Source organism: Burkholderia sp. MS455 (assembly GCF_016899445.1).
Classification (GTDB): domain Bacteria; phylum Pseudomonadota; class Gammaproteobacteria; order Burkholderiales; family Burkholderiaceae; genus Burkholderia; species Burkholderia pyrrocinia_C.
Genome location: NZ_CP041779.1, coordinates 2,059,996 through 2,071,435, shown reverse-complemented (window position 1 = coordinate 2,071,435; position 11,440 = coordinate 2,059,996). Strand labels below are relative to the sequence as shown.

At 66.9% G+C, this 11,440-nt stretch carries 10 protein-coding genes; 8 read left to right on the top strand and 2 right to left on the bottom strand.

Annotated elements, in window-relative coordinates:
• Nucleotides 1-116: 116 nt before the first annotated feature.
• Entirely contained in the window at nt 117-491 is a 375-nt protein-coding gene (locus FPJ27_RS28615) for an Mth938-like domain-containing protein (protein ID WP_034181247.1), read from the bottom strand.
• A 316-nt stretch (nt 492-807) separates the two neighbouring features.
• Here FPJ27_RS28615 and FPJ27_RS28610 point away from each other — a divergent pair, with 316 nt between their 5' ends.
• The 6 genes from FPJ27_RS28610 (at nt 808) to FPJ27_RS28585 (ending at nt 7,201) form a co-directional block, all read left to right on the top strand.
• Nucleotides 808-2,046 carry a pyridoxal phosphate-dependent aminotransferase gene (locus tag FPJ27_RS28610; protein ID WP_034181248.1) on the top strand — a complete coding sequence of 413 codons (1,239 nt, stop codon included), beginning with the start codon at nt 808-810 and terminating at the stop codon, nt 2,044-2,046.
• A 53-nt stretch (nt 2,047-2,099) separates the two neighbouring features.
• On the top strand, nt 2,100-3,428 hold the full coding sequence (locus FPJ27_RS28605; RefSeq protein ID WP_072437203.1) for a homoserine dehydrogenase: 1,329 nt from the start codon (nt 2,100-2,102) through the stop codon (nt 3,426-3,428).
• A 10-nt stretch (nt 3,429-3,438) separates the two neighbouring features.
• Nucleotides 3,439-4,890: a threonine synthase gene (thrC, locus tag FPJ27_RS28600; RefSeq protein ID WP_204423537.1), complete on the top strand. Its 1,452-nt coding sequence runs from the start codon at nt 3,439-3,441 to the stop codon at nt 4,888-4,890.
• 284 nt (nt 4,891-5,174) lie between these two features.
• A complete protein-coding gene (glp, locus tag FPJ27_RS28595; RefSeq protein WP_105392289.1) occupies nt 5,175-6,422 on the top strand; it encodes a gephyrin-like molybdotransferase Glp in 1,248 nt (415 codons plus the stop codon).
• Nucleotides 6,423-6,441: 19 nt separating this feature from the next.
• Complete coding sequence (moaD, locus tag FPJ27_RS28590) at nt 6,442-6,699, top strand: molybdopterin converting factor subunit 1 (protein WP_011352296.1); 258 nt, start codon at nt 6,442-6,444, stop codon at nt 6,697-6,699.
• Between the two features lie 25 nt (nt 6,700-6,724).
• Nucleotides 6,725-7,201 (top strand): molybdenum cofactor biosynthesis protein MoaE, encoded by a 477-nt coding sequence (locus FPJ27_RS28585; RefSeq protein WP_072437206.1) that lies wholly within the window; start codon nt 6,725-6,727, stop codon nt 7,199-7,201.
• A gap of 66 nt (nt 7,202-7,267) precedes the next feature.
• Here FPJ27_RS28585 and FPJ27_RS28580 read toward each other — a convergent pair whose 3' ends face one another.
• A complete protein-coding gene (locus FPJ27_RS28580) occupies nt 7,268-7,828 on the bottom strand; it encodes a group III truncated hemoglobin (protein WP_204423534.1) in 561 nt (186 codons plus the stop codon).
• Between the two features lie 257 nt (nt 7,829-8,085).
• Between FPJ27_RS28580 and FPJ27_RS28575 the strand changes: the two genes are divergently transcribed.
• Nucleotides 8,086-8,604: an Rrf2 family transcriptional regulator gene (locus FPJ27_RS28575; RefSeq protein ID WP_034181254.1), complete on the top strand. Its 519-nt coding sequence runs from the start codon at nt 8,086-8,088 to the stop codon at nt 8,602-8,604.
• Nucleotides 8,605-8,762: 158 nt separating this feature from the next.
• Complete coding sequence (gene clpB / locus FPJ27_RS28570; protein ID WP_072437208.1) at nt 8,763-11,360, top strand: ATP-dependent chaperone ClpB; 2,598 nt, start codon at nt 8,763-8,765, stop codon at nt 11,358-11,360.
• Nucleotides 11,361-11,440 lie beyond the last annotated feature (80 nt).

Below are 11,440 nucleotides of genomic sequence, written 5' to 3'. Positions count from 1 at the left end.
CAGCCTGTTGGTTGTTGTGACGGGCCGCCGGCGGATTGCGCCGGGGGCGGGCGGCCTGGCCGGGCCGATCCGGGGATCGACCCGCTGCGCCGGCCCGAGTTTTACCGCATCGGGGATTAACGTTCAATTAAGAGCGCAGCGGCGACCTTGCGGCCCTCGGCCATCAGGATGTTGTAGGTGCGGCACGCGGCCTGGAAATCCATCGTCTCGACGCCGATCCGCCTGGCCGTGAGCGCGGCAACCAGCCGCGGGTGCGGGAAGCGCAGCCGCGCGCCGCTGCCGAAGATCACGAGTTCGGGCGTCGGGTCGAGCAGCATCGCGAAATGCTCGGGCGCGAGCGCGTCGAACGACGACACGGGCCATGCCTGGACCGGCGCGCCGGGCAGCACGATGACGCTCGTTTCATGGCGTTCGAGATTGACGTCGACATAATCGGGGCCGTAGCCGGTGACGGTGTTGAGCGCGCCGCTCGCGTCCTGGTGCAGTTTCAAATCGGTATTCCGCGGTTCCGTAGGGGAATGTGTTGCAGGGCCACACGGGCCCCGGGCGGCCGGTTTCGCGCGCCTGTGCACGCGGGACGCCTGACGGCGCGGGCCCGGCGCGGCTATGGTGCATTGCGAAAGTCGGCCAAAATCCGCTAAATTATAACTTTTTGGTCGCCCCCGGGCGCCACTTGCATCGCGCGCTGCCACAAGCCGCGCACGATCGCCCGCTTTTTCCCAGTCTAGACAGCGCGCACAGACCGGCCGCTTTCCAGTTTTGATCCCGTCCCCCCGGCCGCAAGGCCAACCCAGGAACCGTGTCGTCGTGAAACCGATTCAGAAGTCGAACAAGCTGCTCAACGTCTGCTACGACATCCGTGGCCCGGTGCTCGAGCACGCCAAGCGCCTCGAGGAAGAAGGCCACCGCATCATCAAGCTGAACATCGGCAACCTCGCGCCGTTCGGCTTCGACGCACCGGACGAGATCATCCAGGACATGATCCGCAACCTGCCGGCGTCGTCGGGCTATTCGGATTCGAAAGGCGTGTTCTCGGCCCGCAAGGCCGTGATGCACTACACGCAGGAAAAGGGCGTCGTGGGCGTCGGCCTCGACGACATCTACATCGGCAACGGCGCGTCCGAGCTGATCGTGATGGCGACCCAGGCGTTGCTGAACGACGGCGACGAAGTGCTGCTGCCCGCGCCCGACTACCCGCTGTGGACGGCGGCGGTGAGCCTGTCGGGCGGCACGCCCGTGCACTACGTGTGCGACGAGCAGAACGCGTGGATGCCCGATCTCGACGACATCCGCCGCAAGATCACGCCGAACACGAAGGCGATCGTCGTGATCAACCCGAACAACCCGACGGGCGCGCTTTATTCCGACGAATTGCTGCTGGAGCTGCTCGAGATCGCGCGCCAGCACGGGCTGATCGTGTTTGCCGACGAGGTCTACGACAAGATCGTCTACGACGGCCTCGAGCACACGGCGATGGGCTCGCTGTCGGAGGACGTGATCACCGTCACGTTCAACAGCCTGTCGAAGAGCTATCGTTCGTGCGGCTACCGCGCGGGCTGGATGGCCGTGTCGGGCCTCGGCGGCGACAACCGCCGGCGCGCGAAGGATTACCTCGAGGGGCTCGGCATCCTGTCGTCGATGCGCCTGTGCGCGAACGTGCCGGGGCAGTTCGCGATCCAGACGGCGCTCGGCGGCTACCAGAGCATCAACGAGCTGATCGTGCCGAGCGGGCGCCTGTACAAGCAGCGCGAGCTCGCGTACGACATGCTCACGTCGATTCCGGGCGTGACCTGCGTGAAGCCGCAGGCCGCGCTGTACATGTTTCCGCGCCTCGATCCGAAAATCTATCCGATCCAGAACGACCAGCAGTTCATACTCGACCTGCTGCTCGAAGAGCGCGTGCTGCTCGTGCAGGGCACGGGTTTCAACTGGGCGACGCCGGACCACTTCCGCGTGGTCTTCCTGCCGAACCTCGACGACCTGACCGATTCGATCAACCGGATCGCACGCTTCCTCGACGGCTACCGCAAGCGCCATTCGGCCTGAGCGGACAGGACCACACGGAACCCATTACTTCTTACTCATCGATCACACGCAGCATGGAACCGATCAAAGTTGGCCTGTTGGGCTTCGGCACGGTGGGCAGCGGCACCTTCACGGTGCTGCGCCGCAACCAGGAAGAAATCAAGCGACGCGCGGGGCGCGGCATCGAGGTGACGCGCATTGCCGTGCGCAACCCGGCCAAGGCGCAGGCTGTGCTCGGCGGCGACGCCGGCGCCGCGCAGATCACCGACGATTTCAATTCGGTCGTCGACGATCCGTCGATCGCGATCATCGCCGAGATGATCGGCGGCACGGGCATCGCGCGCGAACTCGTGCTGCGCGCGATCGCGAACGGCAAGCACGTCGTGACGGCGAACAAGGCGCTGCTCGCGGTGCACGGCACCGAGATCTTCGAGGCCGCGCGCGCGAAGGGCGTGATGGTCGCGTTCGAGGCGGCCGTCGCCGGCGGCATCCCGATCATCAAGGCGCTGCGCGAAGGCCTGACCGCGAACCGCATCCAGTACATCGCGGGCATCATCAACGGCACGACGAACTACATCCTGTCGGAAATGCGCGACCGCGGGCTCGACTTCGCGACCGCGCTGAAGGCCGCGCAGGAGCTCGGCTACGCGGAAGCCGATCCGACCTTCGACATCGAAGGCATCGACGCCGCGCACAAGGCGACGATCATGAGCGCGATCGCGTTCGGCGTGCCGGTGCAGTTCGATCGCGCGTACGTCGAGGGCATCAGCAAGCTCGACGCAACCGACATCCGCTACGCGGAAGAACTCGGCTACCGGATCAAGCTGCTCGGCATCGCGCGCCGCGCCGAAAACGGCATCGAGCTGCGCGTGCACCCGACGCTGATCCCGGAAAAGCGCCTGCTCGCGAACGTCGAAGGCGCGATGAACGCGGTCGTCGTGCACGGCGACGCGGTGGGTACCACGCTGTACTACGGCAAGGGCGCGGGCGCGGAGCCGACCGCGTCGGCGGTGGTCGCGGATCTCGTCGACGTCACGCGCCTGCATACGGCCGACCCCGAGCATCGCGTGCCGCACCTCGCGTTCCAGCCCGACAGCCTGTCGAACACGCCGATTTTGCCGATCGAGGAAGTCACGAGCGGCTACTACCTGCGCCTGCGGGTGGCCGACCAGACCGGCGTGCTCGCCAACATCACGCGGATCCTCGCCGAATCGGGCATTTCGATCGACGCGCTGCTGCAGAAGGAATCGGAGCAGGTCGACGGCGCGAACGGCGAAACCGACATCATCCTGATCACGCACGAGACGCTCGAGAAGAACGTCAACGCGGCGATCGCGCAAATCGAAAGCCTCGCGACGGTCGTGTCGAAGGTGACGAAGCTGCGCATGGAAGCGCTGAACTGAGGCGGAAGACATGAACTACATCTCCACGCGCGGCGCCGGCATCGGCGAGCGCCATACGTTCTCCGACATCCTGCTCGGCGGTCTCGCGAAGGACGGCGGGCTCTACCTGCCGGCCGAGTATCCGAAGGTGTCCGCCGACGAGCTCGCGCGCTGGCGCGCGCTGCCGTACGCGGATCTCGCATTCGAGATCCTGTCGAAGTTCTGCGACGACGTGCCGGCCGACGACCTGCGCGCGATCACGCGCCGCACGTATACGGCCGACGTGTACAGCAACACGCGCCACGGCGAGAACGCAGCCGACATCACGCCGCTGAAGACGCTCGGCACCGAGAACGGCGCGCCGATCTCGCTGCTCGAACTGTCGAACGGCCCGACGCTCGCGTTCAAGGACATGGCGATGCAGCTGCTCGGCAACCTGTTCGAGTACACGCTCGCGAAGCACGGCGAGGCGCTGAACATTCTCGGCGCGACGTCGGGCGACACGGGCAGCGCGGCCGAATACGCGATGCGCGGCAAGGCCGGCGTGCGCGTGTTCATGCTGTCGCCGCACAAGAAGATGAGCGCGTTCCAGACGGCCCAGATGTTCAGCCTGCAGGATCCGAACATCTTCAACCTCGCGGTCGAAGGCGTGTTCGACGACTGCCAGGACATCGTGAAGGCCGTGTCGAACGATCACGCGTTCAAGGCGCAGCAGAAGATCGGCACGGTCAACTCGATCAACTGGGCGCGCGTCGTCGCACAGGTCGTGTACTACTTCAAAGGCTACTTCGCGGCGACGCAGTCCAACGACGAGCGCGTGTCGTTCACGGTGCCGTCGGGCAACTTCGGCAACGTATGCGCGGGCCACATCGCGCGGATGATGGGGCTGCCGATCGCGAAGCTCGTGGTCGCGACCAACGAGAACGACGTGCTCGACGAGTTCTTCCGCACGGGCGCGTATCGCGTGCGCAGCGCCGAGAACACGTATCACACGAGCAGCCCGAGCATGGACATCTCGAAGGCGTCGAACTTCGAGCGCTTCGTGTTCGACCTGCTCGGCCGCGATCCGGCGCGCGTGATGCAGCTGTTCCGCGACGTCGAGGAGAAGGGCGGCTTCGACCTCGCGGCGAGCGGCGATTTCGCGCGCGTCGCGGAGTTCGGCTTCGTGTCGGGCCGCAGCAGCCACACGGACCGTATCGCGACGATCCGCGACGTGTTCTCGCGCTACGACACGATGATCGATACGCACACGGCCGACGGCGTGAAGGTTGCGCGCGAGCATCTCGATGCGGGCGTGCCGATGGTCGTGCTCGAAACGGCGCAACCGATCAAGTTCGGCGAGACGATCCGTGAAGCGCTCGAGCGCGAAGCCGAGCGGCCGGCCGCATTCGACGGGCTCGAGGCGCTGCCGCAGCGCTTCGAGGTCGTGAAGGCTGACGCGCAGCAGGTGAAGGACTTCATCGCCGCGCATACGGGCGCGTGACGCACGGCCGGGCCTGCAGGCCCGGCTGCGCAGGACGGCCGGAATGCCGATTCGTCGAACGGATCGGGGTTCCGGCCGTTTCGCTTGGCGATGCGGTGCAGCGGTACTGCGATATGCAGGCGTTCGGCAGCCCGCCGCGCGTCTGCAGCCGAACGTCGCGCGAAACGGGTGCCAGACCCGCGCGTTCGCGACGATCACAGTTCTCGCATGTCCGCCATATCGCGCGCCCGCGCGACGGCGTCGCTACAATGACGTATTGACTCCAACGTTCCCCGATTCCATCGATGTCGAACCCGAATCCCGCGGCGCCGCGCGCGCCGATGCTGTCGACCGCCGAGGCGCTCGCCGCGCTGCTCGATGCCGCGAAGCCGCTGCCCGGCACCGAAACCGTCGCCACGCTCGACGCGCTCGGCCGCGTGCTGGCGGCCGACGTGAGCTCGCCGCTCGACGTGCCGCCGATGCATACGAGCGCGATGGACGGTTATGCGGTGCGCGTCGCCGACCTGCTGCACGGCGAGCGGCGTCTGCCGGTGTCGCAGCGGATTCCGGCCGGTCATCCGGCCGTGCCGCTCGCGGCCGGGACGGCCGCGCGGATCTTCACCGGCGCGACGGTGCCGCCGGGCGCCGACGCCGTCGTGATGCAGGAGCAGACGTCGGCCGACGGCGATGCGGTCGAAATCCTGCATACGCCGAAGGCCGGTGAATGGATCACCGCGCAGGGCGCGGACATCCGGCAGGGCGCGGTGATCCTGCCGGCCGGCACGCGGCTCACGCCGCAGGCGCTCGGCCTGGCCGCATCGGTCGGCTGCGCGCAACTGTCGGTCGCACGGCGGATTCGCGTCGCGGTGTTCTTCACCGGCGACGAGCTGACGATGCCGGGCGAGCCGCTGAAGCCCGGCGCGATCTACAACTCGAACCGCTTCACGCTGCGCGGGCTGCTGGAGCGGCTCGGCTGCCACGTGACCGACTACGGGATCGTGCCCGACTCGCTCGCCGCGACGCGCGACACGCTGCGCGAGGCCGCGCGCGATCACGACGTGATCCTGACGAGCGGCGGCGTATCGGTCGGCGACGAGGATCACGTGAAGCCGGCCGTCGAGTCCGAAGGGCGGCTCGCGCTGTGGCAGATCGCGATGAAGCCCGGCAAGCCGCTCGCGTACGGCGCGGTGCGGCGCGGCGACGATCGCCCCGATGCGCACTTCATCGGGCTGCCCGGCAACCCCGTATCGAGCTTCGTCACGTTCCTGCTGTTCGTGCGGCCGTTCCTGCTGCGCCTGTCCGGCGTGCGCGACGTCGCGCCGCGCGCGCTGTCGCTGCGCGCCGACTTTTCGCAAGGCAAGGGCGACCGGCGCAACGAATTCCTGCGCGCACGCGTCAATGCGGCCGGCGGCCTCGATCTGTTCCCGAACCAGAGCTCGGCGGTGCTGACGTCGACGGTCTGGGGCGACGGCCTGATCGACAATCCGCCGCAGCACGCGATCAGCGCAGGCGAGACCGTGCGTTTCATTCCGTTTTCCGAATTGCTGTCGTAACGCGGCGGCTTCCCGAACCATGAAGATTCAGCTGAAATTTTTTGCAAGCGTACGAGAAGCGCTGGGCGTCGCCGACGAGCAGGCCGACGTGCCGGACAGCGTAACGACCGTCGGCGACGTGCGCGCGTGGCTGCGCGTGCGCGGCGGTGCGTGGGCCGAGACGCTCGCCGAAGGGCGCGCATTGCGCATGGCGTGCAACCACGAGATGACCGATCCCGACACACGGCTCACCGAGGGCTGCGAGGTCGCGTTCTTTCCGCCGGTGACGGGCGGTTGAGCTTGGCATGGGACCGGGGCGTGTGATGGCAACGATACGAATCCAGACCGACGACTTCGATCTGAACGCCGAAGTCGCGGCATTACGCGCGCGCAATCCGAAGATCGGCGCGATCGCGTGCTTCGTCGGCACCGTGCGCGACCTGAACGAAGGCGATTCGGTCGCCGCGATGGAGCTCGAGCACTATCCGGGGATGACCGAGAAGGCGCTCGAGAAGATCGCTGCCGAGGCCTGCCGGCGCTGGCCGGGCATCGACGTCGCGATCGTGCATCGGGTCGGCAGGCTCCTGCCGCTCGACCAGATCGTGATGGTGGCGACGGTCGCCGCGCATCGCGGCGATGCGTTCGCGTCGTGCGAGTTCGTGATGGACTACCTGAAGACCGAAGCGCCGTTCTGGAAGAAGGAAACGACGCCTGACGGCGAGCGCTGGGTCGATGCGCGCAGCACCGACGATGCGGCGCTCGCGCGCTGGGGCGTCGAATCGGGCAACACGCCGCGCTGAGCGCGGCGTCCGCGCGATGCGGCGATGTGCCGCACGTGCGCAAACGTCGCGCGCGATGTGTACGCGTTACGCGTCCGGATCGGCGCTGCGCCCGATGATCTTCGTCGGAAACGGTTCGCCGCGGGCACGCGACGGCAATGCGTGCGGATCGTCGCCCGCGTCGCGGCGGCGCGGCGCGATCGCATCGAGCAGCGCCTGCTGCTCGGGCGGAATCCGGTAATCCCAGCCGAACCGGCTCAACTGCAGGCTTTGCGCGATCCGCAGCGCGGGTTCCATGAAGCGGATCGCCGCAGGCGGCGCGTAGCGCGCCTCGACGGTCTTCAGGAACAGCGACAGCCAGCGGCTGAAATGGGCCGGCTCGATCCTGTCGAGCGGCTGGTGCGCCTGCTGCACGTTGCCGCGATAGCCCTTGGTGCCAAGCACGAGGCTCGACCAGAACGTGACCATCTTCGGCAGATGGTCGTCCCAGCGGCCGGCCAGTTTCGCATCGAACACGGGCCCGAGCAGCGGATCGGCGCGCACGCGGTCGTAAAACGCGTAGACGAGATCGCGGATGTTGTCTTCGGTCGGCTCGGCATCGCGAGGGCGGGCCGGGGCGGTTTCAGGCGAGGCAGGCAGGGCGGTCATGGCAAAAAGGGCCGGGAGATCGAGGCAACGACGAAGCGGCGGCGCGGGCAACGCGCAGGACGCCGGCAGGATTTTGACGCAAAATAGCGTCCAACAACCCCTGTAAAACGTGCGGATGTAACGCATCTTATTGCGCGCGCGCCGTCCGGGCAACCCGGGGCCGCGGAACGGGGCCGTCAGCCGGCCCGGCCCGGCGCGCGTTCCGGCCGGCCCGGCCCGCGCAATCGGGGCACGATCGATCATTTCCGTATTCGCCCATGAGACTCACCGACTACACCGATTATTCGCTGCGCGTGATGCTGTACCTTGCCGTGCGCGGCGAGGGGCTCGCGACGATCCAGGAGATATCGGATGCCTACGGCATCTCGAAGAACCATCTGATGAAAGTCGTGCAGCAGCTCGGCGAGTTGGGATGGGTCGACACAGTCCGCGGCCGCAACGGCGGGCTGCGGCTGTTCCCCGAATCGCTGCTGCTGACGGTCGGCCAGGTCGTGCGCGCGACCGAGAACGACTTCGCGCTGGTCGGCTGCTTTTCGACTGACGGCAGCGAGTCGCGCGGTTGCGTGATCGAGCCGCAGTGTCGCCTGAAGGGGGTGCTGGCGGCCGCGCGCGATGCGTTCTTCGCCGAGCTCGATCGTCACACGCTCGGCGAACTGGTCGAACCCGCGTCGCCGCTTGCTGCGTTGCTCGGCATCCGCCCGGTCGCGCTCGTGCGCGCCGCACCGTCACCGGACGAATCGCCTGCGCCCGTCGAGCCGCCGTCGACGGCCGGCTGACACGCGAGCACCGCGTCCCGCGATCCGGTCGCGTCCCGCCTCTGGGCCGCGGCATTGCCATCCAGCGATTTTTTGCGCTGAATCAACCCGAATTTCGCTTGAAAGCCGCATAACCATCCTCATCTTGGTGTTAATCGAAAATTGGAGGTCTCGACAAAATGAGAATCGACAAGCTCACCACCAAGTTCCAGGAAGCACTCGCGGACGCGCAAAGCCTTGCGGCAGGCCGCGACAATCAATACATCGAACCCGTTCACGTACTGGCGGCGCTGGTCGCGCAGCACGACGGTTCAGCCCGTTCGCTGATGTCGCGCGCGGGCGTTCACGTGCAGGCGCTGCAAGGCGCGCTGAACGAAGCGATCTCGCGCCTGCCGCAAGTCACGGGCACGGGCGGCGACATCCAGATCGGCCGCGAGTTGGCCGGGCTGCTGAACCAGGCCGACAGGGAAGCGCAGAAGCTCAACGACACGTTCATCGCGAGCGAGATGTTCCTGCTCGCCGTGTCCGACGACAAGGGCGACGCCGGCAAGCTCGCGCGTCAGCACGGCCTCACGCGCAAGGCGCTCGAAGCCGCGATCGCGGCGGTGCGCGGCGGCTCGCAGGTGCACAGCCAGGATGCCGAAAGCCAGCGTGAGGCGCTGAAGAAGTACACGGTCGACCTGACCGAGCGCGCCCGTTCGGGCAAGCTCGATCCGGTGATCGGCCGCGACGACGAAATCCGCCGCTCGATTCAGATCCTGCAGCGCCGCACGAAGAACAACCCGGTGCTGATCGGCGAGCCGGGCGTCGGCAAGACCGCGATCGTCGAAGGGCTCGCGCAGCGGATCGTCAACGGCGAAGTGCCCGAGACGCTGAAGGGCAAGCGCGTGCTGTCGCTCGACATGGCCGCGCTGCTCGCCGGCGCGAAGTACCGCGGCGAGTTCGAGGAGCGCCTGAAGGCCGTGCTCAACGACATCGCGAAGGACGAAGGCCAGACGATCGTCTTCATCGACGAGATCCACACGATGGTCGGCGCGGGCAAGGCCGAAGGCGCGATGGATGCGGGCAACATGCTGAAGCCGGCGCTGTCGCGCGGCGAGCTGCATTGCATCGGCGCGACCACGCTCGACGAATACCGCAAGTACATCGAGAAGGATGCCGCGCTCGAGCGCCGCTTCCAGAAGGTGCTCGTCGACGAGCCGAGCGTCGAGGCGACGATCGCGATCCTGCGCGGGCTGCAGGAGAAGTACGAACTGCACCACGGCGTCGACATCACCGACCCGGCGATCGTGGCCGCGGCCGAGTTGTCGCATCGCTACATCACCGACCGCTTCCTGCCCGACAAGGCGATCGACCTGATCGACGAAGCCGCTTCGAAGATCAAGATGGAAATCGATTCGAAGCCCGAAGAGATGGACAAGCTCGACCGCCGGCTGATCCAGCTGAAGATCGAGCGCGAAGCCGTGAAGAAGGAGCAGGACGAAGCGTCGCAGAAGCGCCTGCAGCTGATCGAGGAAGAGATCGAGCGGCTCGGCCGCGAGTATTCGGATCTCGAGGAAATCTGGACCGCCGAGAAGGCCGCGGTGCAGGGCAGCGCGCAGCTCAAGGAAGAGATCGAGAAGGCGCGGGCGGACATCGCGCGGCTGCAGCGTGAAGGCAAGCTGGAGAAGGTCGCGGAGCTGCAGTACGGCAAGCTGCCGCAGCTCGAGGCACAACTGAAGCAGGTCACGCAGGCCGAAGAGCAGGAGCAGCACAACCCGACGCGTCCGCGCCTGCTGCGCACGCAGGTCGGCGCCGAGGAAATCGCGGAAGTCGTGTCGCGTTCGACGGGAATTCCCGTGTCGCGGATGATGCAGGGCGAACGCGAGAAGCTGCTGCACATCGAGGAAAAGCTGCATGAGCGCGTGGTCGGCCAGGACGAGGCGATCAGCGCGGTGGCCGACGCGATCCGCCGTTCGCGCGCGGGTCTCGCCGATCCGAACCGTCCGTACGGCTCGTTCCTGTTCCTCGGCCCGACGGGTGTCGGCAAGACCGAGCTGTGCAAGGCGCTGGCGTCGTTCCTGTTCGATTCGGAAGAGCACCTGATCCGCATCGACATGAGCGAGTTCATGGAGAAGCACAGCGTCGCGCGGCTGATCGGCGCGCCGCCGGGCTACGTCGGCTACGAGGAAGGCGGCTACCTGACGGAAGCCGTGCGCCGCAAGCCGTACAGCGTGATCCTGCTCGACGAGATCGAGAAGGCGCATCCGGACGTGTTCAACGTGCTGCTGCAGGTGCTCGACGACGGCCGCATGACGGACGGGCAGGGGCGCACGGTCGACTTCAAGAACACGGTGATCGTGATGACGTCGAACCTCGGCTCGCAGGTGATCCAGGCGATGACCGGTGCGCCGCAGGACGAGATCAAGGACGCGGTGTGGATCGAGGTGAAGCAGCATTTCCGCCCCGAGTTCCTGAACCGGATCGACGACGTCGTCGTGTTCCATGCGCTCGACCGCAGCAACATCGAGTCGATCGCGAAGATCCAGCTCGCGCGCCTGCACGACCGGCTCGCGAAGCTCGACATGGCGCTCGACGTGTCGGAAGCGGCGCTCGAGCAGATCGCGAAGGTCGGCTACGATCCGGTGTTCGGCGCGCGGCCGCTGAAGCGCGCGATCCAGCAGGAGATCGAGAACCCGGTCGCGAAGCTCATCCTCGCGGGCCGCTTCGGTCCGAAGGACGTGATTCCGGTCGACGTCAACGACGGCAAGTTCGTGTTCGACCGCGTCGTTCACTGAACGCCGGCCACCGGCCGCACGCCCGGTTCGCGCCGGGCGCGCAAAAACAAACACCCCGCCTCGGCGGGGTGTTTGCATAT